This is a genomic window from Micromonospora parathelypteridis (assembly GCF_014201145.1).
Taxonomy (GTDB): Bacteria; Actinomycetota; Actinomycetes; order Mycobacteriales; family Micromonosporaceae; genus Micromonospora; species Micromonospora parathelypteridis.
On record NZ_JACHDP010000001.1, the window covers coordinates 1,512,816 to 1,538,736 of the forward strand.

At 73.3% G+C, this 25,921-nt stretch carries 21 protein-coding genes; 8 read left to right on the plus strand and 13 right to left on the minus strand.

The window, feature by feature from the left end:
* Positions 1-29 precede the first annotated feature (29 nt).
* On the minus strand, positions 30-2,921 hold the full coding sequence (locus tag HNR20_RS06320; protein ID WP_229687203.1) for a helix-turn-helix transcriptional regulator: 2,892 nt from the start codon (positions 2,919-2,921) through the stop codon (positions 30-32).
* 131 nt (positions 2,922-3,052) lie between these two features.
* Positions 3,053-3,223, minus strand: a complete 171-nt coding sequence (locus HNR20_RS06325; RefSeq protein ID WP_184177267.1) for a hypothetical protein — start codon at positions 3,221-3,223, stop codon at positions 3,053-3,055.
* 207 nt (positions 3,224-3,430) lie between these two features.
* Here HNR20_RS06325 and HNR20_RS06330 point away from each other — a divergent pair, with 207 nt between their 5' ends.
* The gene (locus HNR20_RS06330; protein ID WP_184177269.1) at positions 3,431-4,117 is read left to right on the plus strand and encodes a DUF4191 domain-containing protein; all 687 of its coding nucleotides are present in this window, start codon (positions 3,431-3,433) and stop codon (positions 4,115-4,117) included.
* Between the two features lie 228 nt (positions 4,118-4,345).
* Here the strand turns inward: HNR20_RS06330 and HNR20_RS06335 are convergent, their stop codons facing one another.
* Positions 4,346-4,744, minus strand: a complete 399-nt coding sequence (locus tag HNR20_RS06335) for an RDD family protein (protein ID WP_268240289.1) — start codon at positions 4,742-4,744, stop codon at positions 4,346-4,348.
* Between the two features lie 264 nt (positions 4,745-5,008).
* Here HNR20_RS06335 and glnA (HNR20_RS06340) point away from each other — a divergent pair, with 264 nt between their 5' ends.
* The 3 genes from glnA (HNR20_RS06340) (at position 5,009) to HNR20_RS06350 (ending at position 7,884) form a co-directional block, all read left to right on the plus strand.
* A complete protein-coding gene (glnA, locus tag HNR20_RS06340; protein ID WP_184177273.1) occupies positions 5,009-6,433 on the plus strand; it encodes a type I glutamate--ammonia ligase in 1,425 nt (474 codons plus the stop codon).
* A 105-nt stretch (positions 6,434-6,538) separates the two neighbouring features.
* Complete coding sequence (locus tag HNR20_RS06345; RefSeq protein ID WP_184177275.1) at positions 6,539-6,904, plus strand: PadR family transcriptional regulator; 366 nt, start codon at positions 6,539-6,541, stop codon at positions 6,902-6,904.
* On the plus strand, positions 6,901-7,884 hold the full coding sequence (locus HNR20_RS06350) for a hypothetical protein (RefSeq protein WP_184177277.1): 984 nt from the start codon (positions 6,901-6,903) through the stop codon (positions 7,882-7,884). Before HNR20_RS06345 ends, HNR20_RS06350 begins: the two co-directional genes overlap by 4 nt.
* 287 nt (positions 7,885-8,171) lie before the next feature.
* Here the strand turns inward: HNR20_RS06350 and mptB (HNR20_RS06355) are convergent, their stop codons facing one another.
* From mptB (HNR20_RS06355) to HNR20_RS06375, 5 genes are all read right to left on the minus strand, one after another.
* A complete protein-coding gene (gene mptB / locus HNR20_RS06355) occupies positions 8,172-9,737 on the minus strand; it encodes a polyprenol phosphomannose-dependent alpha 1,6 mannosyltransferase MptB (protein ID WP_184177279.1) in 1,566 nt (521 codons plus the stop codon).
* 14 nt (positions 9,738-9,751) lie between these two features.
* Entirely contained in the window at positions 9,752-11,152 is a 1,401-nt protein-coding gene (mptB, locus tag HNR20_RS06360; RefSeq protein WP_184177281.1) for a polyprenol phosphomannose-dependent alpha 1,6 mannosyltransferase MptB, read from the minus strand.
* A gap of 71 nt (positions 11,153-11,223) precedes the next feature.
* Positions 11,224-12,855, minus strand: coding sequence for a hypothetical protein (locus HNR20_RS06365; RefSeq protein ID WP_221309723.1), 1,632 nt, complete (start codon positions 12,853-12,855; stop codon positions 11,224-11,226).
* Positions 12,848-15,892 (minus strand): bifunctional [glutamine synthetase] adenylyltransferase/[glutamine synthetase]-adenylyl-L-tyrosine phosphorylase, encoded by a 3,045-nt coding sequence (locus HNR20_RS06370; RefSeq protein ID WP_184177283.1) that lies wholly within the window; start codon positions 15,890-15,892, stop codon positions 12,848-12,850. The genes HNR20_RS06365 and HNR20_RS06370 overlap by 8 nt, the downstream gene beginning before the upstream one ends.
* The gene (locus tag HNR20_RS06375; protein WP_184177285.1) at positions 15,892-16,659 is read right to left on the minus strand and encodes a type 1 glutamine amidotransferase; all 768 of its coding nucleotides are present in this window, start codon (positions 16,657-16,659) and stop codon (positions 15,892-15,894) included. The genes HNR20_RS06370 and HNR20_RS06375 overlap by 1 nt, the downstream gene beginning before the upstream one ends.
* Before the next feature lie 130 nt (positions 16,660-16,789).
* Between HNR20_RS06375 and HNR20_RS06380 the strand changes: the two genes are divergently transcribed.
* Positions 16,790-17,722, plus strand: coding sequence for a S66 peptidase family protein (locus tag HNR20_RS06380; RefSeq protein ID WP_373291054.1), 933 nt, complete (start codon positions 16,790-16,792; stop codon positions 17,720-17,722).
* 115 nt (positions 17,723-17,837) lie between these two features.
* Here HNR20_RS06380 and HNR20_RS06385 read toward each other — a convergent pair whose 3' ends face one another.
* A complete protein-coding gene (locus tag HNR20_RS06385; protein WP_229687204.1) occupies positions 17,838-18,725 on the minus strand; it encodes a Vgb family protein in 888 nt (295 codons plus the stop codon).
* A 182-nt stretch (positions 18,726-18,907) separates the two neighbouring features.
* Between HNR20_RS06385 and HNR20_RS06390 the strand changes: the two genes are divergently transcribed.
* Positions 18,908-19,399 carry a hypothetical protein gene (locus HNR20_RS06390; RefSeq protein ID WP_184188075.1) on the plus strand — a complete coding sequence of 164 codons (492 nt, stop codon included), beginning with the start codon at positions 18,908-18,910 and terminating at the stop codon, positions 19,397-19,399.
* Positions 19,400-19,584: 185 nt separating this feature from the next.
* On the opposite strand, the gene HNR20_RS06395 is transcribed toward HNR20_RS06390, so the two are convergent.
* The 4 genes from HNR20_RS06395 to glnA (HNR20_RS06410) form a co-directional block, all read right to left on the minus strand.
* Entirely contained in the window at positions 19,585-19,962 is a 378-nt protein-coding gene (locus HNR20_RS06395; protein WP_184177289.1) for a VOC family protein, read from the minus strand.
* 154 nt (positions 19,963-20,116) lie between these two features.
* Positions 20,117-20,809, minus strand: a complete 693-nt coding sequence (locus tag HNR20_RS06400; protein ID WP_184177291.1) for a helix-turn-helix transcriptional regulator — start codon at positions 20,807-20,809, stop codon at positions 20,117-20,119.
* 92 nt (positions 20,810-20,901) lie between these two features.
* A complete protein-coding gene (locus tag HNR20_RS06405; RefSeq protein WP_184177293.1) occupies positions 20,902-21,327 on the minus strand; it encodes a DUF350 domain-containing protein in 426 nt (141 codons plus the stop codon).
* Between the two features lie 89 nt (positions 21,328-21,416).
* Complete coding sequence (glnA, locus tag HNR20_RS06410) at positions 21,417-22,766, minus strand: type I glutamate--ammonia ligase (protein ID WP_184177295.1); 1,350 nt, start codon at positions 22,764-22,766, stop codon at positions 21,417-21,419.
* Positions 22,767-23,004: 238 nt separating this feature from the next.
* On the opposite strand from glnA (HNR20_RS06410), the gene HNR20_RS06415 reads away from it, so the two are divergent.
* Complete coding sequence (locus HNR20_RS06415) at positions 23,005-24,762, plus strand: NAD+ synthase (protein WP_184177297.1); 1,758 nt, start codon at positions 23,005-23,007, stop codon at positions 24,760-24,762.
* Positions 24,763-24,962: 200 nt separating this feature from the next.
* Positions 24,963-25,808 (plus strand): 3-methyl-2-oxobutanoate hydroxymethyltransferase, encoded by an 846-nt coding sequence (panB, locus tag HNR20_RS06420; protein WP_184177299.1) that lies wholly within the window; start codon positions 24,963-24,965, stop codon positions 25,806-25,808.
* The last annotated feature ends 113 nt before the right edge of the window (positions 25,809-25,921 follow it).

Genomic DNA, 25,921 nt, shown 5'->3' on the forward strand with positions numbered 1-25,921 from the left:
GCCGCCCGGGCCTGGCGTTTCCGCGCTCGTCAGCGGGGGGTTGCGGGCTCGGCGAGCAGGCCGAGGCGGTGGGCCAGGGCGGCGGCCTCCACCCGGTTGGTCACGCCCAGTTTCGCGATGATCCGGGAGACGTGCACGCTTGCCGTCTTCGGGGAGATGAACAACCGCTCGGCGATCCGGCTGTTGCTGTGCCCCTCGGCGACCAGCCGCAGCACCTCCCGCTCCCGGGCGGTCAACAGGTCGGCGCCGGCCCCGCCCTGACCCGCCCCGCGCAGGCCGACCCGCCGCGCCAGGGTTGCGGCCGTCTCGGCCAGCGGCGTCGCGCCCAGCCGCCGGGCGATCTCCGCCGCCTCGGTGACCGCCGCCGACACCTCGTCCCGCTCGCCCGCGGCGGCGGCCGACTCGGCCAGCGCCAGCAACGCCCGACCGAGCGGGTAGGGCTGCCCGTCGGCGCGCCACGCGTCCACCGCCACACGCCACGCCGGCAGGACCTGGTCGCCCACCGCGAGCAGGGCGGTGACCTGGGCGGCATGTGCCCGTGCCGCCGGATGCCGGGCCGGCAGGTCCGCGGCGAGCGCGGTGACGGCGGCGGCCAGCTCCCGGTCACCCACCCGGGCGGCGGTACGGGCGACGGCGCTGAGCACCGGCCAGCCCTCGCGGGGCAGCTGCGGCAGACGCTCGTCGGCCACCGCGACGCGGGCCGCCCGCACCGCCTCGACCTTGTCGTCGGCGGCCAACGCCGCCTCGATTCCCAGCTCGTGCAGGGGCAGCCGCAGGTTCGGCCACAGGTAGGGCCGGCCGAGGAAGGCCAGCGCGCGGCCGACCAGCTCGTCGGCGCCCGGGTGCGCGCGGGCCAGCCGCAGCCCGGCACCCAACTGGAGCCAGTGCAGGCCGGTGACGCCCGACAGGTCGATCCGGGCGGCCTCCGCGCACACCGCCTCGGCGTCGTCCCACCGGCCCAACGCGATGAGCGCCTCGGCCCGGTTGGACAGCAGGTACGCCCCGGTCGAGCGGCTGATCCCCACCCGCCGCGCCTCGGCCACCCCGGCCTCGGCCGCCTCGGCGGACTCGGCGTAGCGGCCCAGCTCGCAGAGCAGGTCCGACTGGAACACCCTGGCGAGCACCAACGCTGGTGCGTCCCCGGCCGCGCGGGCGGTGGCCTCGGCCTCGGCCAGCTCGATCAGCCCACGCTCCAGATCCCGCTCGCCGTGGCAGAGCAGGGCGATCCGCGTCGGCAGCAGGACCAACTCCTCGCCGAGGGCCTCGGCGTCCGTACTCGCCTCGGCGGCCACCCGGGCGGCCTGCCCAGGATCGATCTTGACGAGGTGCGTGGCGATGTCGGCGAGCAGCCGGACCCGCTCCACGCCGGCCGGGCCACCGGCCGCGAGCCGGTACGCCTCACCCAGCTCTCGGCTGCCGTCACTCTTACCGAGCAGGGCCAGCAGTCGACCCCGCTGGTCCAACAGTCGGGCAGCGCGCAACGGCGCCGCGTCGGCGTCCACCTCGGCCAGCCCGGCCCGGGTCAGGGTGATCGCCCGGCTGAAGTCGCCGGCGGTGATCGCGGCGTCCAGGGTCTGCTCCAGCAACGCCAGGTGATCCAGTTCGAGCAGGGCGGCGGCGTCGGGCACCAGCTCCCACAGCTCCAGCGCCCGTTCCAACAGCCGACGCTGCTCGGCGTACGCGTACCGCTCGGCGGCGGCGCAGGCTGCGGCTCGCGCGGCGACGAGGGCGCGCGGGTGGTCGTGCGCGGCGTACCAGTGGTGGGCGATCTCGGCCGGGGAGCGACCGGCGGCGACCAGGTGCGGCTGGGCCTCGATCGCCGCGGCGAAGCGGGCGTGCAGCCGGGCGTGCTCGCCGGGCAGCAACTCGTCGTGCACGGCCTCGCGGACGAGCGCGTGCCGGAACTCGTAGTCGCCGTCCGGGTCGGCCACCACCAGTTGGGCGGCGACGGCGGCGCGCAGAGCGTCCTCCAACTCGACCTCGGCCAGGCCGGCGACCTCGGCGAGCAGGTCGTGGGCGAACCGGGTGCCGCCGGCCGCGGCGATCCGCAGCACCCGCTGAGCGGGTTCAGGAAGCCGGTCCACCCGGGCCAGCAGCAGGTCACGCAGCGTCTCGGGGAGTGCCGCGCAGCCGATCGGGTCGCCGGCGACGGCCAGCTCCTCGATGAAGAAGGGGTTGCCCTGGGTGCGCTGGTGGACGTCGTCGACGGCCCGGGCGGGCGGCTCGGCGCCGAGCAGATCGGTGAGGATCGCGCCGGTGCCGTCGCGGTCCAGCCGGCCCAGCTCGACCCGCTCCACGCCGCGGACCCGGTCCAGCTCGGCCAGGAACGGGCGCAACGGGTGGCCGCGCTGCAACTCGTCCGTGCGGTAGCTGCAGATCAGCAGCAGCCGGCCCGGTCGGGCCGCCCGGACCAGGAAGCCGATCAGGTCGCGGGTGGAACGGTCCGCCCAGTGCAGGTCCTCGATGAGCAGCACCAACGGCCGGGCGTCGGCGAGTCGTTGGAACAGCTCGGCGACCAGGTCGAACAGGTAGCCGCGCGGGGCGTCGCCGACAGGGGCGGCGCTCGGCGCGGCCAACGCCACCCGGCCCAGCTCCGGCAGCAGCCGGGCGAACTCCGCCTCGTATCCGGCGAACACGTCGGGGCCGTCGACGCGCAGCACCGCGCGCAGTGCGGCGGCGAACGGGGCGAACGGCAGACCGGCCTCGCCCAACTCCAGGCACTGGCCGACCAGCACCCGCGCGCCGCCGTCGGTGGCCCAGCCGGCGAACTCCTCCAGCAGCCGGGTCTTACCCACGCCCGCCTCGCCGCCGACCAGCACGGTGGTGGGCTCCCCCGCCCGTGCCCGGCCCAGCGCGTCGCGCAGCGTCGTCAGCTCACGGTGGCGGCCGACAAGGACGGAACTGGCAGCACGTACGGTCACGGAAGCGAGCATGCCATGACGGCCGCCAGCGCCGGCCCCGCCGACCGGCCGGTGACCGAGCGGCGGGGCGGGCTCCGGTCGACCGGCCAGCACGGCGGGTGCCGTGCGCGGCGCGGCCGGGGCGGGCGCGGTCACCGGCGGTCCTCGCCGGCGTGGCGGGCCTGCTGGCGGCGGCCCAGCCAGCTGCGACCGGGGCTGCGCGACACCGCGCGGGCGAGCCGGTCCGCGGCCACCTCGGCGCGCAGCTCGGCGGCGTGCGTACGGTGCAGGGTGAGCAGGAATTCAGCGTCGTTGCCGAACATGTCGGGCTCCTTCGTGGCGTTGTCATCTTCTGCTGATGACTCTTCGCGCGAAGGCCCCACCCGGGCATGGGCACAGCGCCTCATCTTGCCGACCGCAGCCCTCCTTACCCGCCCGGTCCGGACGCGTACGGCGACGTAAGGTACTCAGCTACCCCGGCACCCGGACGCGGATCAACCGGGCGTGCGGCGACCACTAGACTCTGCGGCATGGCAAAGCCCCAGGAGAAGGTCTCGTTCGGCCAGCGGCTGAAGCAGATCGGGATGGTGTTCCAGTTCACCGCCAAGCAGGACCGGTGGTTCGCGCCGTTGGTCGCCGCCGCGGTGCTCATCCCGCTCGCCCTCACCGTGGTCGCGGTCATCCTCTGGAGCTGGATCTGGCTGCCGATCGGCATCCTGTTCGTCCTGCTCGCGGTGCTGATCGTGCTCAACCTCCGGTCCAACAAGGCGATGATGAACGCCGCCGAGGGGCAGCCCGGCGCGGCGGCGCAGATCATGGAGAACATGCGCGGCGACTGGCGGGTGACCCCGGCCGTCAGCTCGACCACCCAGATGGACATGATCCACCTGGTGATCGGCCGCCCGGGCGTGATCCTGCTGGCCGAGGGCAACCCGCAGCGGGTGCGCAGCCTGCTCGGGCAGGAGAAGCGGCGGCTGTCGAAGGTGATCGGCTCCGCTCCCCTGCACGACTACGTGATCGGGCAGGACGAGGGCGAGCTGCCGATCCGTAAGCTGCGGACCACGCTGCTGCGCCTGCCCCGCGCGCTCTCCGGCAAGGACGTCAACTCGCTGGACAAGCGACTCAAGGCGCTCACCGCCCGGCCGCAGATGCCCAAGGGCGCGATCCCCAAGAACATGCGTCCGCCGGGTGCCTTCCGCCAGTCGCGGGGCCGCTGACCCCTTAGCCGTACGCCGAAAAGAGCCGGACCCGCGCGGGTCCGGCTCTTTCGCGTCATCCCCACTGCGCCCGCCCCCGGTCGCTCTCGCCGCCCGGCGGCCTCGGAGGTCAAGATCGTGCTGGATCCAGGAAGTAGTGGCATCCGCAGCGCCCGAGGCCCCTACTTCCAGGATCGAGCACGATCTTGCGGATCCTGGCGGTCCAGGTCAGCCCCGAGGTTCGTCGGGTCAGCCTCGGGGGGCGTCGACGATCACCGAGTCGGCGAGCCGGTCGTGCAGGCCGCGGCGGTGCTCGTCCATGATCAGCGCGGGGACGACGAGCGCCAGCAGCAGGCCCCGGATCAGCCCCCGGAGCACGCCGATGCGACCACCGTCGTGCCAGTTCACGCAGCGGACCTTCGTGATGTACATGCCCGGCGTCTGGGCGAACAGGCCGAGGAAGATGCCGTAGACCAGCACCAGCACCAGCACCGGCGCCCAGCCGTCGCGTACCGGGTCGGCGAAGAAGTTGGACACCAGCAGGCAGAGCACCCAGTCGATGATCAGCGCACCGAACCGCTTTCCGAGGCTCGGCGGGGTGAAGGTCGGGTCGGTGGCCGGCGCTGCCGGGGCGTGCGGATTGGTCACAGCGGTCAAGGGTATCCGCGCCGGGATGAGGGCTCGCCGGGGTGCCGCCGCCACGGTGTGCCGATTCAGGCCAAAGGCATCAGATGTCATTACACTGGCACAGTCGGTACCGCCTTCGCGGCGGGCCGAAGGCGTGGACAGGAGCGTCGCTGACGCTCCGCGAGGGACGTAACACGGCAGAAACAACGGAGACATGGCCGGGCAACCCCACGGCCATAGCGTCGCCAGAAGCCTAGCCACCCCGTGGACGTGCCAGGAGGATGTGTGTTCGCCAATCCCGAGGAACTGCTGCGATACCTCAAGAACGAGGACGTGAAGTTCGTCGACGTTCGTTTCTGTGACCTGCCCGGCGTGATGCAGCACTTCAACCTGCCGGTCGAGTCCGTCAACGACGACCTCTTCACCGACGGCCTCGCGTTCGACGGTTCGTCGATCCGCGGTTTCCAGGCGATCCACGAGTCGGACATGCTCCTGCTCCCGGACGTCGCCACCGCATTCATCGACCCGTTCCGCGCGCAGAAGACTCTCGCGCTCAACTTCTTCATCCACGACCCGTTCACGCGCGAGGCCTACAGCCGTGACCCGCGCAACGTGGCGAAGAAGGCCGAGGCGTACCTGGCGGCGAGCGGCATCGCCGACACCGCCTACTTCGGCGCCGAGGCGGAGTTCTACATCTTCGACTCGATCCGCCACGAGACCTCGGCGCACCAGTCGTTCTACTACATCGACTCGATCGAGGGCGCGTGGAACACCGGCCGCGAGGAGCCGGGCGGCAACCGTGGCTACAAGACCGCGTACAAGGGCGGCTACTTCCCCGTTCCGCCGGTCGACCACTACGCCGACCTGCGTGACTCGATCGTGCGCCGGCTCGTCGACACCGGCTTCAACGTGGAGCGCTCGCACCACGAGGTGGGCACCGCCGGTCAGTCCGAGATCAACTACCGGTTCTCGACCCTGCTGCACGCGGGCGACCAGCTTCAGCTCTTCAAGTACATCGTGAAGAACGAGGCCTGGGCCAACGGCAAGACCGCGACCTTCATGCCCAAGCCGCTGTTCGGCGACAACGGTTCCGGCATGCACACCCACCAGAGCCTCTGGCTCAACGGTGAGCCGCTGTTCTACGACGAGACCGGCTACGCGGGCCTGTCCGACATGGCCCGCTGGTACATCGGCGGCCTGCTGCACCACGCGCCGTCGCTGCTCGCCTTCACCAACCCGACGGTCAACTCGTACCGTCGTCTGGTGCCGGGCTTCGAGGCGCCGGTCAACCTGGTCTACTCGCAGCGCAACCGCTCCGCCTGCACCCGCATCCCGGTGACCGGCAGCAACCCGAAGGCCAAGCGCGTCGAGTTCCGCGTTCCGGACCCGTCGGCCAACGTCTACCTGGCCTTCTCGGCCATGATGATGGCCGGTCTGGACGGCATCAAGAGCAAGATCGAGCCGCCGACGCCGATCGACAAGGACCTCTACGACCTCCCGCCGGAGGAGTGGGGCGACGTCAAGCAGGTGCCGGGCTCGCTGCCGGCCGTGCTCGACTCGCTCGAGGCCGACCACGACTACCTGCTCGACGGTGGCGTCTTCACCCCCGACCTGATCTCCACCTGGGTCGACTGGAAGCGCGCCAACGAGGTCGACCCGGTGCGCCTGCGCCCGACCCCGCACGAGTTCGCCATGTACTACGACTGCTGAGCAGTCGCTTCACTACCGGCTCGGGCCGGCTCCGCGATCGCGGAGCCGGCCCGAGCCGTTTTGTAACGCCCCCCGATATACCTTCGTATCCGATATATTGCGGCGGTGGACACACCACTGCGCGAACCCACCTTCCTGATCCTCACCGCGCTCGCCGTCGGGCCGATGCACGGCTACGGGCTGATCGGCGAGGTCGCCACCCTCTCCGACAATCGCGTGTCGCTGCGTCCCGGGACGCTCTACGGGGCGCTCGACCGACTGGTCGACGCCGGCCTCGTCGAGGTCGACGGCGAGGAGGTGGTGGACGGCCGGCTGCGCCGCTACTACCGCCTCTCCCCCGGCGGCGAGGCCACCCTGAGCGCCGAGACCGAGCGGCTGCGGCGCAACGTCGAAGCCGCCACCACCCGGCTGTCCACGCGGACTCGCGCCGCCCGCCCGATCACCCCGCGCACGGCGGGAGGGCTGGCATGAACGACCTGGAACGCCGGTACCTCCGGCTGCTGCGTGCGTACCCCGCCGACTACCGGCGCGCCCGAGGCGCTGAGATCGTCGGGACGTACCTCGATCTCGCCGGCCCGGGCCGACGCTGGCCCTCGCCGGCGGACGCCGCGGACCTGCTGCGCGGCGGCCTCCGCCAGCGGCTGCGGGCCGCGGGCGTCACCGACCTGATCCCCGGGGTACGCCTCGCGGCGCTGCTGGCGATGGTCACCGCGAGCGCTCTCGCCGGTGTCTGGGGCGTGGCGGAGCTGCATCCGCCGCCCGTGGAGTGGGGCGTCCCCCATCTCGGCCCGTTCGTCTCGCTCGGTGTCGTCGCGTGGGCGGCGTGGCTGCTGACGGCGGTGGTGATCGCCGTCGCGCCGATCCGGATCGCCCGGCTGACCATCGTCCTGGCGCTCCTGCTCACGCTGGCGCTGCCGCCGGTGGCAGCGGCGCTCGACGCACCCCGACCACCGCTGCTGATGCTGCTGCCGCAGGCGGCGCTGGGCCTGTTGGGGCTCGCCCTGCCCGACCGGCCCTCCAGGGCGATCCGCCTCGCGCCGCTGCTGTCCGCACTGTTGGCGGCGGCGACGACGGAATTCCTGGTAGGCCTGGAAACGGTTGGCACCTACTACGGCACCACTCCGACGATCTTCCTGCCTACCGTCGGCGGGCTGCTGCTGGTCGTCGCGGCCCTGCTAGCCATGGGTCTGGCACTGGGCGGGGACGCCCGCGGCGGCTGGGCGCTCGTCACACTGCTCACCCCTGCCGGTTTCCTGGCGGTGCCCGCCCTTGCCGGCGGCATCGGCGGGATACAGGGCGCCGTCACCTTCACGCAGCTGGCCGGGAGCGCCGTCGCCGTCGCGCTCGCCGGTCCCGCCGTGCTGCTCCTGACCATCCTCGCTCGCACCCGCCGAAACCCCGCCACCCAGCACACCGGCAAAGCCTGCCCCACCTGCGGCGCACAACCCTGACCACACCCCGACGGCACGCCCGCCAACCTCATGATCAACGGAGTCTCCCCCGGCCCCGAGCCGCGCGGCCCCGCGCGGCCCCGCCCCGCCCCGCCCCGCCCCGCCACGCCACGCCACGCCACGCCCCGCCCCGCCCCGCCCGCGCCAAGATCGTGCTCGATCCTGGATGTAGTGGCATCCTGCGCGCCTGACACCACTACATCCATGTTCGAGCACGATCTTGACCGCACCAGCTTGACGATCATGAGGTTGCCCGGAGATTCCGTCCGTTTCGTCGCCCGTCAACCTCATGATCGACGGGTTGGACCCGCAGTCGCGCGGCGGCGGAGCACGAATGCGAGCGCGAGCAGGAACAGGAGCAGGGCGGTCATCGCCACGGCGCCGGGGGCCTTCGTGAAACGGGCCAGGTTGGTGCCGTCGGGCAGGGTCAGGAAGGCCGCCGCCGCTGCTGGCAGCACGAACCACGTCGTCCTCGTGGCGGTCAGCGCGAGCAGCGCCAGGGGCCAGGTCGCGTACCAGGGGTGGAAGACCGGGGACAGGACGACGGTGGCGACCAGCGCCAACGCCGCACCGTGCAGCGCCACCAAGGGCTGCGCCACCTCGACCCGCGCCACCAAGGGCTGCGCCACCTCGACCCGCGCCACCCGAGGCCGGTCGTCGTTCAACCCGCGCAGTGTCTGCCAGGCCCGCCACCAGAGCACCACCAGCACCCCGGCCAGCAGCAGCAACGCGACCCCCCGGACCACCGGCACCGCCTGCGGGTCCCGGCCGACCAGCGCGCCCGCGTAGTCCACGACCAGGCCGACGGCGGTGGGCGGCGACGTCCACTGCTCCGAGTCACCGCTGTGGGTCAGCCCGCCCACCCAGCCGAACCCGAGGCCGGACAGCGCCGAGGTGACCAGCAACGCGGCGAGCAGCCCGCCAGCGAGCCAGCCGCCGTCGCGCAGCAGCGCCCGTACGGTGTGGCGGCCGTGCACGGCGGCCAGCGCGGCGAACGGCACCACCACCACGGCGCTCGCCTTCACCGTCACCGCCAGCCCGAGCAGCACCCCGGCGAGCAGCAACGCCGACGGCCGACCCGGTCGGCGGACCACGATCAGCAGCCCGCACAGCAGCAGGCCCAGCATCACCGCGTCGTTGTGTGCCCCGGCCACCAGGTGTACCCCGACCAGCGGGCCGGCCAGCGCCAGCCAGGCCGCCCGGCGGGTCGGCACCCCGGCCGCCCGCGCCAATCCGGGCAGGCAGAACGCGGCCAGCAGCAGCCCCGCCACGGCGATCACGCGCAGCAGCACGACCGCGCCGGTGAGCCCGCCGCCGAGACTGACCGCGAGGGCCGCGAGCAGCACGAACACCGGCCCGTACGGCGCAGGGGTGTCCCGCCAGATCGGTGCCACCGTGTCCAGCCACGGGCAGCCCGCCGCCGCCACCGGAACGGCGTACGGGTCGACGCCGTGCGCGTACGTCCAGCCCTGGCAGGCGTACGAGTAGACGTCGCGACTGCCCAGCGGCGGCGCGACCAGAAGCGGCAACGTCCACAGTCCGGCGGTGGCGTACGCCCACCGGGTCGACGGGGCACCCGCGCGCAACGACCACCAGGCCCCGACCAGCAGCGCCGTTCCGGCCAGCCAGCAGGTCAGCGTCGCCGGGCCGTCCGGGGCTTGCCAGATCGACTCCGGTGTCGCGCCCAGCGGGGCGTCGGGCAGTGCCCCGCCGAGGTACCCGGCCACGGCGAGCAGGATCGCCCCGGCCAGCCCCGCATACCTGGCGAAGCAAGCCGACCGCCAACCAGCCGAAGACGGACCAGCCGGCGGACCAGCCGTAGGCGGACCAGGAGGCGCGCCGGGAGCGGTCACCGGCGCACCTTCCCTCAGTCGGCGGCGACCGGCTGACGGGCCGCCCGAGCCGACCGTACCAACCGGACGACCAGCACGATCACCAACAGCGTCATCAGCGGCGCCCCGACCGTCTTGGTGTACCGGGGCAGCCCCGTGCCGTCGGGCAGCACCAGGAAGGACCCGACCAGGGCGACCACGATGAACCAGCCGGTCCGCCGGGCGGTCGCTGCCAACACGAACAACGGCCAGGTCCAGTACCAGGGGTGCACCACGGGCGAGAGCGCGACGGTGAGGGCGAGCGCGAGTCCGGCGTGGAACAGCGGGTCGCGGGTGCGGGCCCGCCACCAGAGCCAGACGAGCAGCACGGCCAGGAGCACCACGGCGATCCCGCGCGTCACGGGCAGCGCGTCGATGTGACCGCCGAACGGTGCCGCGACGTACCCGATCGTCTGTCCGACCGCGGTCGGCGGGGATGTCCAGGCGATGGCGGCGCCGCCCTGGGACAGCCCGCCGACCCAGCCGAAGTCCAGCCCACCGGCGATGGTCACTCCCACGACGGCGGCGGCGCCGCCGCCGACCACCCAGCCGCCGTCGCGGATCAGCGTTCGGATCCGGTACGGCCCCGCGGTGGCCGCCAGCGCGGCGAACGGGACCACCACCACGGCGGTGACCTTGATCGCCACCGCGACTCCGAGCAGCAAGCCGCCGACCAGCAGCATTCCGCGCCGACCCGGGTGCGACGCCACCACGGCCAACCCTCCGACCAGCGCGGCGAGCATCAGCACGTCGTTGTGGGGACCACCGATCAGGTGCGCCGCGACCAGCGGGGAGCCCAGCGCCAGCCACACCGCCCGCTTGGCCGGCACTCCGGCCCGACGCGCCAGCACCGGCAGCGCCCACGCGGTCAACACGACGCCGAGCAGCGACAGCGCCCGGAACAGCACGATGCTGGCGTTCAGCGAGCCGCCGACCTTGACCACGGCGCCCGCGACAAGCACGAAGAGCGGTCCGTACGGCGCTGGGGTGTCCCGCCAGATGACGGAGACCGTGTCCAGCCAGGGACACGGCAGCGCGGAGACGCCGTGCTCGTACGGGCTGATGCCGCCGGTGAAGCTGGCGCCCTGGCAGGCGTACGCGTACACGTCCCGGCTGCCGAAGGGCGGTGCGACGAGCAACGGCAGCAGCCAGAGCCCCACGGTGACCAGGGCCCAGCGCGTCGACGGCCCTCCGTCGCGCAGAGCCCACCAGGCGTACGCCATCAGGCCCGTGCCGACCACCCAGGCGGCCAGGACCAGCGGGCCGTTGGCGCCCTGCCAGATGCTGACCGGGGTGCTGCGCAGGGGGCCGCTGGGGAACGCGCCTCCGAGGAAGGCGGACAGCGCGAGCAGCATCGAGCCGACCAGGCCGGTCCAGCGCGCGAGGTGGGAAGGCACGCCCGACATGCTGCCAGCCGGTTGGTCGGCGGCCGACGGCAGGCACCGGATCGAGGCGTGCCCCCGAACGGTCAGCAGTGGTTCGCGGGTACGAGGCCGCTCGAGATCGAGTAGTCGCCGGCGGCGCGAACTCGCACCTCGGTCCACCCGTCCGCGCCGGGTCGCACACAGCCGTCCGGGCCACTGAGCGACAGCCAGCGCGACCACCGCACCCGGACCGGCACGTCACCGGGCGTCGCGGTCAGCCGGACCGAGGCCCGGTCGGCGGTGACGAACCGGCCCGGGGCCCCGACCAGCGGCGTCGGATCGACCACCGCGTACATGCGCCAGGTCGGATCACTCCAGACCTCTTGCAGGTACGGCAGGCCGGCGCGGATCAGGGCGGCCTCGTCGCGGCCCCACCGGTCGACGGGGGCGTCCGGGGCGAGCACCACATAGGTGACCGCCTCGTCGCGGAGCCACTGCTCGTAGGTCTGGGCGCTCAGCGTGCCGTCGTAGAACAGCGAGTTGCGATCCGTGTCGACCTGGCGTTCCCAGCCGCGGGCGAGCGGCACGGTCGGTGGCAGGTACGCGGACTCCCAGTGGTCCCGCAACGGCACCACCTCGATCCGCCCGACCGGCTGCCGCCGCTGGAGTTCCGCGACGAGCGGTTGGTGGAACCGCGCGGCGCTCTCCGCGGCCCCGGCTCGGGTGACGTCGCTCGTCATCACCGGGGACTGCCACCACACGGTCGCGGCGAGCAGGCCGGCCAGCCACGGCCCGGGCAGCGGCGCGTACCCGGCCAGCACGGGCAGCGCGAAGAGCAGCGGCAGGCGCAGCGCGTTGGACCCGATCGGGCTGGGCACGTAGTAGGCCCCGACCAGGAGCAGCACGGTGAGCAGCGCGCCGACGCGCAGCACCCGGCGGCGACGGGGCAGCACGACCGCCACCAGCACGGCGAGCGCGACGTTGATCCGCATCGACTCGGCGGAGTACGGCTGGGTGCCTCCGTTGCCGAAGAACAACGCGATCGGCGCCAACGTGACAGCGGGTGCCACGGCCAGGACGATCCCCTCGGCCAGTGGTCGCTCCAGGCGCCATCCACCCGGCAGGCGACGGCCGGGCCCGTCACCGCGACGCAGGGCGACCAGCAGCAGCGCCGCGCCCGCCAGCCCGGTGAACAGGCCGGCGACCGGGCTCGCCGCCGTTGCCAGGGCGGCGCAGCCGGCGGCGAGCGCCAGCCGGACCGGACGCGGCGGGCGTTGGGCGCTGACCGCGCAGAGCGCCAGCAGCCCCAGCGTCAGCCCGACGGCGAAGGTGATCCGGCCGCTCGCCAGATTGCCGACCAGCACCACGGCGCCGAGGGCACCGGCCAGCAACGGCCGGCGCGCCCGGTTCCGGGTGAACAGCCAACCCAGCGCCGCCGCGCCGACCACGGCGGCGATGGCCCCCAGCGGACGCACCCCGATCAGTGCGCCCAAGCTGGCGGTGAAGAGGCTGTAGCCGTACTGGTTGACGCCGCCGTACCAGCCGAGGTCGACCGGCGTGACGCCGTAGCGGTCGGCGAACTCGGCACGGGCCACCTGGGCGGCGAGGTCGGTGCCCATCCGTGGCGCGAGCAGGAACGCGACGGCGAGCACCACCGCGACCCCGGTGGCCGCCGCCCAGCCGGTGCGCACGCCTGCGGCGCGCTGCCCGGTTGGGCGCGGCGACGCGTCAGGCATTGAGGACGCGTTCCGTCGCGGCGCGCGAGCGGCGGCCGGTGCGCAGGTACTCGTCGAGGAACTCCCCCGGGTCGTCGCGGCCGAGCAGTCGGACCACGCCGGCCAACTCCACCCCGTGCCGGGGCAGTTGGTCGCCGGCCCGGCCCCGCACCAGCATCAACGCGTTGCGGACCTGCGCGGCCAGGGACCAGCCGGCGGCCATCTCCGCGGCGTCCGTCGGGTCGATCAGGCCGGCCCGCTCGGCGGCCGCGAGGGCATCGAGGGTACGCGTGCCGCGCAGCGCCGGATTCGCGCCAGCGTGCCGGAGCTGGACGAGTTGCACCGCCCACTCCACGTCGGCGAGCGCGCCGCGACCCAGCTTGGTGTGGGTGGCCGGGTCGGCCCCGCGCGGCAGCCGCTCGGTCTCCACCCGGGCCTTGATCCGGCGGATCTCGACGACCTGCTCGCGGGTCAGCCCCTCGGCCGGGTACCGCACCGGGTCGATCATCGCCTCGAACTCGGCGCCCAGGTCGGCGTCGCCGCAGACGAATCGGGCGCGCAGCAGTGCCTGCGCCTCCCACACCCGCGACCAGCGGGCGTAGTACGCGGCGTACGCGGCGAGGCTGCGAACCAGTGGACCCTGCCGGCCCTCCGGGCGCAGGTCGGCGTCCACGCCCAGCGGCGGATCGGGGGCGGGCACGCCGAGCAGTCGGCGCAGCTCCTCGGCGATCGCGTGCGCGGCGGCGCTGGCGGCGCTCTCGCTGGTGCCGGCGGGCGGGTCGTAGACGAAGAGCACGTCGGCGTCGGAGAGGTAGTTCGACTCGTACCCGCCGAGCCGGCCCATGCCGATCACCGCGAACCGCAGCCCCGGTGGACCCGGCTGACTGGCCTGGGCGGCCCGCAGCGCGGCGGCGAGGGTGGCGTCGGTGACGTCGGCGAGCGCCGTGCCGACGTCGGTGATGTCGCCCAGCCCGGGGGCGGGCCGGTTCGCGCCGTCCGGCCGGGTCGGGCTGGGTGCCAGCGCGCCCGCCCGGCAGAGCAGGTCGGCGCAGGCCACCCGGACCAGCTCCCGACGGCGCAGCGCGCGCACCGCGCGAGTGGCCTCGACCGGGTCGGTGTGCCGGGCCGCCGCCGCGAGGAACCCCTCCCGGAGCACCTCGCTGGAGCGCGGCGCCAGCTCGTTCTCCTCGGCCAGCAGCCGCAGCGCCTCCGGGTCGCGGGCGAGCAGATCGGCGACGTACCGGGACAGGGCGAGGACCCGGGCCAGCCGACGGGCGACCGGGCCGCCGTCGCGCAGCAGCCGCAGATACCAGGGGGTGCTGCCCAGCTTGTCGGAGACCTTGCGGTAGTTGAGCAGCCCCCGGTCCGGCTCCGGCGCGTCGGCGAACTCGCTGAGCAGCACCGGCAGCAGCGTCCGCTGGATGGCCGCCGTGCGACTCACCCCGCCGGTGAGCGCCTGCAGGTGGCGCAGCGCCCCGGCCGGGTCGGCGAAGCCGAGGATCTCCAGCCGGTGCCGGGCCGCCTCCGGGGTGAGCCGCAGCCCGTCGGCCGGTACCCGGGCCACCGACTCCAGCAGCGGCCGGTAGAGCAGTTTGGCGTGCAGCCGGCGTACCTCGGCGGCGTGGGTGACCCACTCGGCCCGGAAGCTCTCCACGGCGCTGCGCCCCGGCGCGGCCGTGAAGCCCAGCGCGGCGGCGAGCCAGCGCAGCGCGCCCGGCTCGGCGGGCACGGTGTGCGTACGGCGCAGGCCCTGCAGTTGGAGCCGGTGCTCGACGCTGCGCAGGAACCGGTAGCCGCGCAGCAGGGCCTCGCCGTCGGCCCGACCGACGTAGCCACCCGCGACGAGGGCGCGCAGCGCCGGGATGGTGCCGGGCGCTCGCAGCAGCTCGTCACCTCGGCCGTGCACGAGTTGCAGCAACTGGACGGCGAACTCGATGTCACGCAACCCGCCGGGGCCGCGCTTGATCTCGCGGTCCAGCTCCTTCGGCGGGATGTGGTCGATGATCCGGCGTCGCATGGCGCGGACGTCCTCGACCGCCTCGGGTCGTTCGGCCGCCCGCCACACCAGCGGCGCGAGCTGGTCGATCCACTCCTGGGCCAGTGGCAGGTCACCGGCGGCCGGGCGGGCCTTGAGCAGCGCCTGGAACTCCCAGGTGCGCGCCCACCGGCGGTAGTAGGCCAGGTGGCTGGCGAGGGTCCGCACCAGTGGTCCCCGGTTGCCCTCGGGGCGCAGCGCGGCGTCCACCGGCCAGGCGACCAGCCCACAGATGTGGATCAGCCGGGTCGCCACCAGGGTCGCGGCGGACAGGTCGGCGTCCTCGGCTGCCACGAAGATGACGTCCACGTCGGAGACGTAGTTCAGCTCGCCGCCGCCGCACTTGCCCATCGCCACGACCGCGAGGCGGGGCCGCTCGGTGCCCGCCGCCAGCTCGGCGACGGCGATCTCGTACGCGGCGGCCAGCGTCGCGTCGGCCAGCGCGGACAGCGCGGCCATGGTCTGCTCCAGGCCGCGTCCGCCGGTCAGGTCGGCCGCCGCGATCCGCAGCAGCGCCAACCGGTACGCGGTCCGCAGCACCGCCACCGGGTTGCCACCGTCGGTCGGCTCCAGCCGCCCCTCGGCGGTCGGGGCGAGCCCGTCGGACGCGGTCCGCAGCGCCGCGCAGTGCTCGGGATGGGCCACCAGGTGATCGCCGAGCGCCGACGATGCGCCGAGCACCGCGATCAGCCGCCGCCGCAGCCCCGGGTCGGTGTGCAGCTCCGTCAACAACCGTGGCCCGGCGGTGACGCCGTCGGCGCGTCGTTCGGCGCTTCCGTCGGCGCGGCGCTCCGCCTCGACGATGCGGTGCAGCTGACGCAGCGCCAGGTCCGGATCGGCGGCCCGGGACAGCGCGGCGAGCAGCTCGGCGGCCACCTCGTCGACCGGCTCCTGCTCGACCGGCTGCCACAGGCGCAGCCCGTCCGGGCCGAGCAGGTCCGCGGCGCGCGCGCCGCCGTCGCCTTCGGCGGTGCCGAACCCGTACCGGGCGAGCCGGCCCGGTGCCCTGGTCGGCCGGCTCATCAGTGCCCGAGCAGCGGCAGGCCGCGTCGCGTCGTGCTGTCGTCCAGCTCGCCGAGGGCCAGCGCGGCGAACCGGGCGGCGAACGGCTGCCAGACCTCCTCGACGTCGGCCAGCACCGACGCGCAGGCCGCGACCACCAGCTCCGGGTCGTAGCCCAGCTCGGCGAGTTGGGTCGAGTCGGTGGCCCAGTCGGCGATCATCGCGGCGTCGCACTCGATGTGGAACTGCAGCCCCCACGCCCGGTCACCGAGCCGGAACGCCTGATGCGGGTAGCGGGTGGACGCGGCCAGCAGGGTGGCGCCCCGGGGCAGCTCGGTGATCTCGTCGGAGTGCCACTGCAGGACGTCCGGGATCAACGGCACGTACCGGAACAACGGGTCACCCTCGGCGGCGTCGCGCCGGCCGACCACGCCGGGGCCGATCTCCGGCCCGGACGGGCTCCGCTCGACCAGCCCGGCGTGCGCGGTGGCGAGCAGCTGCGCGCCCAGGCAGACGGCCAGGGTCGGCACCCGGTACCGGACCGCCTTGCGCAGCAGGCCCTCCACGGCGGGAAACCAGGGTGCGCCGGGAGAGCCGTCCGGCAGCGGGTACGCCTGTTGGTCGCCGCCGAGCACCACCAGCGCCGCGTACCCCTCCAGGTCGGCGGGGAGCTCGTCGCCGGCGTGCGGGCGTACCACCCACAGCTCCAGCCCAGCCTCGGTCAGCCACTCACCCAGCCGGCGCGCGTCGTCCGTCGGGTCGTTCTCGATCACCAGCGCGGTTGCCACCCGTCGAGGCTAGCCGGTGCACCGCGCGGCGCCACGCCCCGCCACAGCCTCGCGCCGCCGTCGCGCCGCCCGGTGGTGCCCACTGGCTGGCGGTCTGGACCTGGCGGGGTCGTTAGGCTCTTCGGTTGTGATCAGCGAGGACACCGCCGCCGTCCGCCCGCCCGTACTGCGACCAGGTGACACGGTCCTTCTGGTGTCACCGTCCGGGCCGACCTCGCCGGAGCGGGTGGCCCGGGGCATGGAGTTGCTCATCGGTTGGGGCCTACGGCCGGTGCCGGCGCCGAACGCGTACGCCCGCCACGGCTACCTCGCCGGCACCGACGACCTGCGCGCCGCCGACCTGAACGCGGCGTTCGCCGACCCGCAGGTACGCGGGGTGATCTGCACTCGGGGCGGGTACGGCGCCCAGCGGATCGTGGACGCCATCGACATGGCCGCCGTCCGCCGCGACCCGAAGGTGGTGGCCGGTTTCTCGGACATCACCGCGCTGCAGTTCGCGCTCTGGCGGAGTGCCCGGCTGGCCGGTGTGCACGGCCCGGGAGCGGCCTGGCGGGACGAGCGGACCCCGCTGCGCTCCGCCGAGTCCCTGCACGCCGCGCTCATGACAACCGAGCCGGTGTCGATCACCGCGGTGCCCACCGAGGACACCTTCGGCGTACGCGTCCCGGGTCGCGCCACCGGCACCCTGCTCGGCGGCAACCTGTGTCTGATCGCCGCGTCGATCGGCACACCGGACCTGCCCGACCTGACCGGTGCGGTGCTGTTGATCGAGGACGTGCAGGAGCCCCCGTACAAGGTCGACCGGATGCTCACCCACCTGCGCCGGGCCGGCGCGCTGGACGGGCTGGCCGGGGTGGCGGTCGGGCAGTTCACCGACTGCGGGGACGGCTGGGACACCACGATCGTCGACGTGCTCACCGAACGCCTCGGCGACCTGGGCGTACCGGTGCTCGGCGGTCTGCCCATCGGTCACGGCCCCGGCCAGTTGACCGTCCCCCTTGGCACCACAGCCACCCTCGACGCCACCACCGGCAACTTAAAGGCAGAACCAGCAGTGCAGTGACCCCACCCACCCCACCCCACCCCACCCCACCCCGGCTCTGGTGATCAAGAGGTTTGCGTCATTTCTGGGCGGGATCCTGACGCAAACCTCTTGATCACCCAGGTCAGGTGGGGGGTTACCGGGTGGGGGTCAGGTGGGCTACCGCGCCGATCTCCAGGGCGGCCCAGACGCCGTCGGGGGTGAGTGCGATGCCGTGCGGTTCGGCGTCGGGGGTGGGCAGGTCGTAGCCGTCGATCCGGCCGGCTGGATCGATGTGACCGATCCGGTTCGCACCCCACTCGGTGAACCAGGCGCCACCGGCCGGATCCGCCACGATCGCGTGCGGACGGGCCGCCCGGTCCGGCAGCGGAAACTCGGCGATCCCGCCGTCCGGGTCGATCCGACCGAGCTGACCGGCTGCGATCTCCACGAACCAGATGGCACCGTCGCCGCCGACGGTGATGCCGACCGGGCCGGCGTTCTCGGTGGGCAACGGGTGCAGCGTCACCCTGCCGTCGAGGTCGATCCGGCCGATCGCGTTCGCCTGATTGAGGGTGAACCAGAGGGCGTCGTCCGCGCCGGCGGTGATCATCGAGGCGAACCCGCCGGTCAGCGGCAGCGGGAATGCGGTGACCGTGCCGCCGGTGTCCACCCGGCCGATCGTGTCCGAGGTCATCCCGGCGTACCAGAGCGCGCCATCGGGGCCGGCGGCGATGCCGCCCGGCCCGGTGCCGGCCGGCAGGGCGATCGTGCGCTGCTCGCCGTCGACGGTGATCCGCCCGATCCGGTCGTCCCCGGAGCGCGTGAACCAGAGGGCGCCGTCAGGCCCCGTGGTGATGATCAACGGGCGGCCACCGGCCGGATCCAACGGGTAGGTGCGGACCGCACCGTCAGCCCCCAAGCGGGCGATCTCACCGGCGTGGACCAGCGTCAGCCACAACGCGCCGTCGGGGCCGGCCGTGATGCCGTACGGGCCAGCGGCCGGCGCGGCCAGCGGAATCTCCCGAATCTCGATGGTCCTCACAAGCTGCGTCCTTTCGCCGGTAGATCGACAACCCTGACCGCCCGTCCGGCAACGACGCAACCGATTTCACCGCCCGCGCCTCGATTGCCAGCCCGCTGACAGGTTCGCCACGGGCCGCACCCAGACTCCCTCGTCACTGTCGGTAACGACATCGCACGATGACCGAGTATCTGGAGGACAGCATGTCCCGCACCATCCGTAGGAAGCACCTGCTGGCCGGCCTGGCCACCGCCGGCGTCCTCGGCGTCGGGATCGCGGCCCCGACGATCGCGTTCGCCGCGGACACCCCCACGCCGACACCGAGCGCCAGCACCGCCCCGGCTCCGGCTTCGGCTCCGGGAGCAAAGGCCGACCGGCAGGGTGCGTTCGCCGACGCCCTCGCCAAGGAGTTGGGTATCCCCGCCGACAAGGTGACCGCCGCGCTGGAGAAGATCCGCGACCAGCACCGGCCGGCCGACCGGCCGCAGCGCCCGTCCGCCGAGGATCGGCAGGCCGCGCTCAAGGAGCGGCTGGACCAGGCGGTCAAGGACGGCAAGCTCACCCAGGAGCAGGCCGACGCGATCACCAAGGCCGTCGAGGCCGGCGTCTTCCCCGGCCCGGGTGGCCACCGCGGTCCGGGCGGCCACGGCGCTCCGGGCGACCACGGCGCTCCCGCCGGTACGCCCGGCAAGTGACCCCGTAAGGCCGACCACGGCGCCGCAGGGCCGTCGGGCCGGCGGGGGCGGCTTGATCCACTCAATGTCGGCGATGTGGCGGCATCCGGGCACTCGGATACCGCCACATCGCTGATCTGGAGTCGATCACCGCCCCCGAGGCGCGCCGGCCAGCCCGGCCCGGGCCATGAGGCCGGCTCGGGGGGTCAGCCCTGCTCGGGCGGGGGCGCGAAGACGCCCAGGTGATTGCCGGCCGGGTCGAGTAGGTGGGCCAGCGTGAGCCCGCTCGGTGCCGTGCGCGCCGGCACCAGCACCCGGCCGCCGGCGGCCTCGGCCTGCCGGCAGGTCTCCGCCACGTCGGCGACCTCGGCGTAGAACACCGCGTAGTTCGGCGACGTCCCGTCGGTGGCCCGGATCGCCCCGCCGATCCCGGTGTCGCCACCGGCCCCGGTCACGCGGTACGACCCGCCGTTGGCCGAGCCCTGCTCCTCGAAGGTCCAGCCGAACAGCTCTCCGTAGAAGCGCTCCGCCGCCTCCGGCTGGTCGGTGCCGATCTCGAACCACGTGATGGGTGTCGTGGACATCTACTGCCTCCAGAGTTTCCCGTGCCGGCCGTACGGCCGTCGTCTGGAGCAGTCTCGGAGGCGTCCGCGACACCGTCCTGTCGGTGTTTCCGGATCACCCCGGCGGATTTGGTGGCGGGCCGGCCCGGCACGTTCGGAGCCGCGCCGACTCGTTTCAGACCAGGCTCAACGAGCGGACCCGTCCGTGCGGGATGTCGAGATCCGTCGGGCGGAACTCCCGGACCACCACGTCGGGCAGCGCTCGGACGCTCCGGATCCGGTCGGTGCGAAAGCAGCGCAGCTCGTCGCGCATCCGGCACCAGGCCAGCAGGTACCAGTGTCGGGGGTTGCCGAGGTAGCCGAGCGGCTCGACGTCACGGATCGAGTCGGCGCCGGCGCGATCTGCGTACCCGATGCGCAGCACCCGCCGCGCGGCGACCGCGTCGGCGACGGTGGCCGGGACGGGCGTGGCCGGCCCGTCGCCGATCAGGTGCACGCGGCCGGCGAGACGGTGTGCCTCGGCGGCGTCGGCCGCTGGCAGCACCGCCACCAGCTTGCGTAGCGCGGTGGCGCCCGGCCCGGCGAACGGCGTGCCGGCGAGTCGGTGCAGCGCCACGGCCATCGCCACGGCCTCGGCGGCGGTCAGGTTGACCGGGGGCAGCGTGCGGGCGCGGTCCAGCGCGTAGCCGCCGGTGCGCCCGGGCTCGGCCCAGATCGGCACCCCGGCTTCCTGCAGCGCGCCGATGTCCCGTTCGATGGTCCGGCTGCTCACCTCGAAGCGCGCGGCCAGCCAGCGGGCGCTGCGCGGCCGCGGCGACACCGCCCGCAACTCCTCGACCAGGGCGTAGAGGCGGTCCGTGCGGTTCATGCCCGGCACGCTACGGCCGGGGTACGACGCCCTTCAGCGACCACCCAGAGGCGAGGCAGGCGACCGCCCACCGGCGAGGCAGGCGACCGCGCTCAGGCGATGCAGGCGCAGACGATCAGCGCGGCGCCGAAGTGCGTGGCGGCACTGACCCGGGCCGCCGGATGCGGCTCGGGCGAGCAGATGACCTCGCCGAGCTTGCCCGGAGTGAGCAGGTCGAGCACCACGAAGGCCAACGCCATGATGGCCAGACCGACCAGCCCGAACACCACCGTGGAGGCGATCCCCTTGCCGAAGTCGCTGTAGCTGGTCAGGATCGCGGTGAACACGATCCCGGCGATGCCGAGCTGGTTGGCGGCGAGCAGCAGCCCGGCGTTGGTGTTGCGCTCGACCCAGATCAGGTCCCGCAGCCGACCCGGGGTCAGCAGGTCGACCAGCACGAACCCGGCCGCCATGAGCCCCACGCCCACGATCCCGAACACGACGCTCTGCCAGGCACCGCTGAGCAGATCCTCCAGCACCGACTGCCTCCCGATTCTCCGCCCGGAGGGGGTACCGGCGCGGTGATCGAGACGATAGCGGCAGCGCGCAAGCCCGTCAGCCCCTGCGGTTACAGCGCCAGGTAGCGCTGCCGCTCGTACGGGGTGACCTCGCGGCGGTACTGCTCCCACTCGGCCCGCTTGTTGCGCAGGAAGAAGTCGAAGACGTGCTCGCCGAGCACCTCGGCGACCAGTTCGGAGCCGGCCATCACGTCGATCGCCTCGGCGAGGTTCTCCGGCAGCGCTTCGTAGCCCATGGCGCGCCGCTCCGCGCTGGTCAGCGACCAGACGTCGTCCTCGGCGCCCGGCGGCAGCTCGTACCCCTCCTCGATGCCCTTCATGCCGGCGCCGAGCAGCACCGCGAAGGCCAGGTACGGGTTGGCCGCCGAGTCCAGCGAGCGGACCTCGACCCGGGCCGAGTTGGGCTTGCCGTACGCGGGGACCCGGACCAGCGCGGACCGGTTGAGGTGACCCCAGCAGACGTACGCGGGGCTCTCGGTGATCCGGTCCGGCAGTGCCTGCGGGAAGAGCCGCTTGTACGAGTTGACCCACTGGTTGGTGACCGCCGTGTACTCCCGGGCGTGCACCAGCAGGCCGGCGATGAACGACTTCGCCACCTTGGACAGCTTCATCGGGTCGCCACCGTCGTGGAAGGCGTTGCGCTCCCCCTCGAACAGCGACAGGTGGGTGTGCATCCCACTGCCCGGCTGGTCGGTGAATGGCTTCGGCATGAAGCTGGCCTGCACACCGGTGGAGAGCGCCACCTCCTTGACCACGTGCCGGAAGGTCATGATGTTGTCGGCGGTGGTCAGCGCGTCGGCGTAGCGCAGGTCGATCTCCTGCTGGCCGGGCGCGACCTCGTGGTGGCTGAACTCCACCGAGATGCCGATCCGCTCCAGCGCCAGCACGCCCTGGCGGCGGAAGTCCCGAGCCACGGCGTGCGTGGTGTGCTCGAAGTAGCCTCCGGTGTCGACCGGGGTGGGCACCGAGCCGTCCTGGGGGCCGTTCTCCAGCAGGAAGAACTCGATCTCGGGGTGGGTGTAGAAGGTGAAGCCCTTCTCGGCGGCCTTGGACAGCGCGCGGCGCAGCACGTGTCGGGGGTCGGCCCAGGAGGGCCCACCGTCGGGCAGCAGGATGTCGCAGAACATCCGGGCGCTTTCGCCGCTGACCCCGCCCTCGAAGGGGAACACCTGGAAGGTGGTCGGGTCGGGCATGGCCACCATGTCCGATTCGAAGACCCGGGCGAAGCCCTCGATCGCCGAACCGTCGAAGCCGATGCCCTCTTCGAAGGCCGCCTCCAACTCGGCGGGCGCCACCGAGACGCTCTTGAGCGTGCCCAGCACGTCGGTGAACCACAGCCGGACGAACCGGATGTCCCGCTCTTCCAGCGTCCGGAGGACGAACTCCTGCTGACGGTCCACTTCCCCAACCCCTCGCGACACTCTTTTGTCCGCCTTGGTCGGGCTGCACCCGACCTGATCGCCCAGTGTTCCCGGGCCTGGTTACGCAGACGTTACGCGAACTGTCGCCGGTCGTCCCCTCGCGTCTCGCCCGGCGAGCGCGTGCCCCTGCCCCCGGCGAGCGCGCACCGCCGCGGCGTGGCGGCCATCTCGTCCGAGGGTACGGATTCTCCCCGGGAGGCTGGGGCAAGATGAGGACATGCCCACCCTGCGTCTCGCCCTGTCCCAGGTCAACCCGAGCGTCGGCGACCTCGCCGGAAACGCCGACCTGGTCCGCAGCTGGACCCGCCAGGCCGCCGATGCCGGTGCCCAGTTGGTGCTCTTCCCGGAGATGATGGTGACCGGATACCCGGTCGAGGACCTGGTCTTCCGGCGTTCCTTCGTCGCCGCGTCCCGGGCCGCCGTCGAGCGGCTCGCCGCCGACCTCGCCGCCGACGGCCTCGGCGAGCTGCCGGTGGTGGTCGGTTATCTGGACGCCGACGGGCCGCCGCAGGTCAGCGGGGACGCCGAGCCCGGCCGGGGCGCCCGCAACGCCGCCGCGCTGCTGCACCGCGGCGTCGTGGCCGCCCGCTACTTCAAGCACCACCTGCCCAACTACGGGGTCTTCGACGAGGACCGCTACTTCGTTCCCGGCGACACCCTGACCGTGGTGCGGATCGGCGGCGTGGACGTCGCGCTGACCATCTGCGAGGACCTGTGGCAGGCCGGCGGCCCGTTCGCCGCCGCCGGGCAGGCCGGCGTCGGCCTGGTGGTCAACATCAACGGCTCGCCGTACGAGCTGAACAAGGACGACATCCGGCTGCCGCTGGTCCGCCGCCGGGCCGTCGAGACGGGCGCCACCATCGCGTACGTCAACATGACCGGCGGTCAGGACGAGCTCGTCTTCGAGGGCGACTCGATGATCGTGGGCGCCGACGGTGAGCTGCTCACCCGGGCCCCGCAGTTCGTCGAGCACCTGCTCGTGCACGACGTCGAGCTGCCGGCCGCCACCGAACCGCCCGCCACGGAGATCGTCGCGGACGGCATGCGGGTCGTACGCAGCGCGCTGGACGGCATCCCGCCCACGCCGTCCGGCCCGGCCGCGACCGGCGGGATGATCGAGCCGGTGGCCGACGAGGCCGAGGTGTGGCAGGCGCTGGTGCTCGGCCTGCGCGACTACGTCAACAAGAACCGTTTCCCGTCGGTGGTGCTCGGTCTCTCCGGCGGCATCGACTCGGCGGTGGTGGCCGCGCTGGCCGTCGACGCGCTGGGACCGGAGCGGGTGGTCGGGGTGTCGCTGCCCAGCCAGCACTCCTCCGAGCACTCCCGGGAGGACGCGGCCGACCTGGCCAAGCGCACCGGCCTGGACTACCGCGTCGAGCCCATCCAGCCGATGGTGGACGGTTTCCTGGCCAACCTGTCGCTGTCCGGGGTGGCCGTGGAGAACCTGCAGGCCCGGGTTCGCGGCGTGATCCTGATGGCGCTGTCGAACCAGGAGGGGCACCTGGTGCTGACCACCGGCAACAAGAGTGAGCTGGCGGTCGGTTACTCCACCCTCTACGGCGACTCGGTGGGCGGCTTCAACCCGGTCAAGGACGTCTGGAAGACGCTGATCTGGCGGCTCGCGAAGTGGCGCAACACGGACGCGGATCGGCGCGGTGAGGCCGCCCCGATCCCGGAGAACTCGATCGGCAAGCCGCCGAGCGCCGAGCTGAGCCCGGGCCAACTGGACAGCGACAACCTGCCCGACTACGACGTACTGGACCCGATCCTGATCGGGTACGTCGACGGCGACCTCGGCCGCGACGGGCTGGTCGAGTCGGGTCACGACCCGGCGGTGGTGGACAAGGTGCTGCGGCTGGTGGATACCGCCGAGTACAAGCGACGGCAGTCGGCGCCGGGCACGAAGATCTCCATGAAGGCGTTCGGCCGGGACCGCCGTCTGCCGATCACCAACCGGTGGCGCGAGCACGGCTGAGCCGTACCCGTGGGCGTCGGGTCGGTTGGACGGCCCGGCGCCGTCCCCCGGCCCGGCGCTGTCGCGGCGCGGTGCTTTCGCGGCGGCCTCGCCGTGGAGTGACATCTCGCACTGGGCTCTGCCGTCACCCCGTCCCGCGGTGCGACGATCGCGACAGAACCCGGGGACCGCGCAGGCGGCCTCGAGGAAGGGAGACAGAGATGGTGGAGTCCACTCCGAACGAGGTGACCGCGCTGTACGGCGGACCGGCCACCCGTCGGGTCCGCACCCGCGACCTGATCGCCGCCAAGGAGCGCGGCGAACGGTGGCCGATGCTCACCTCGTACGACCAGTACACGGCGTCGATCTTCGACCAGGCCGGCGTCCCGGTGCTGCTGGTCGGCGACTCGGCCGCGAACAACGTCTTCGGCTACGAGACGACCCTGCCGGTGACCGCCGACGAACTGCTTCCGCTGGTACGGGCCGTGGTACGCGCGACCCGGCAGGCACTGATCGTCGGTGACCTGCCGTTCGGCTCGTACGAGGAGGGTCCGGCCCAGGCGCTGCGCACCGCCGTCCGGTTCATGAAGGAGGGTGGCTGCCACGCGGTGAAACTGGAGGGTGGTCGCCGCTGCGCCGCGCAGATCGCCGCGATCGTCGGTGCCGGCATTCCGGTGATGGCGCACATCGGATTCACCCCGCAGAGCGAGCACACCCTGGGCGGCTACCGCGTGCAGGGCCGGGGCGACACGGCCGACGAGGTGCTCGCCGACGCACGGGCGGTGACGGAGGCGGGCGCGTTCGCGGTGGTGCTGGAAATGGTGCCCGGCGAGGTGGCCAAGCGGATCACGCACGAACTGCCGATCCCCACGGTCGGCATCGGCGCCGGCCCGGACACCGATGCGCAGGTGCTGGTCTGGCAGGACATGGCCGGACTGCGCACCGGCAAGGCGCCACGCTTCGTCAAGCGGTACGCGGACCTGGCCGGCACCCTCACCGACGCCACCCGCCGTTTCGCCGACGAGGTCCGAGGCGGCGAGTTCCCGACCGCCGAGCACACCTTCTAGAGCTGCAGCGGCGGGGCCGCCGGCCACGCGGTTCGCCGGCCGGCCCCGCCGCCACAGCGACTGGACCGTCCGGCCCGGCGGGCGTTGATCCACTCCGCTTCGCCGATGTGGCG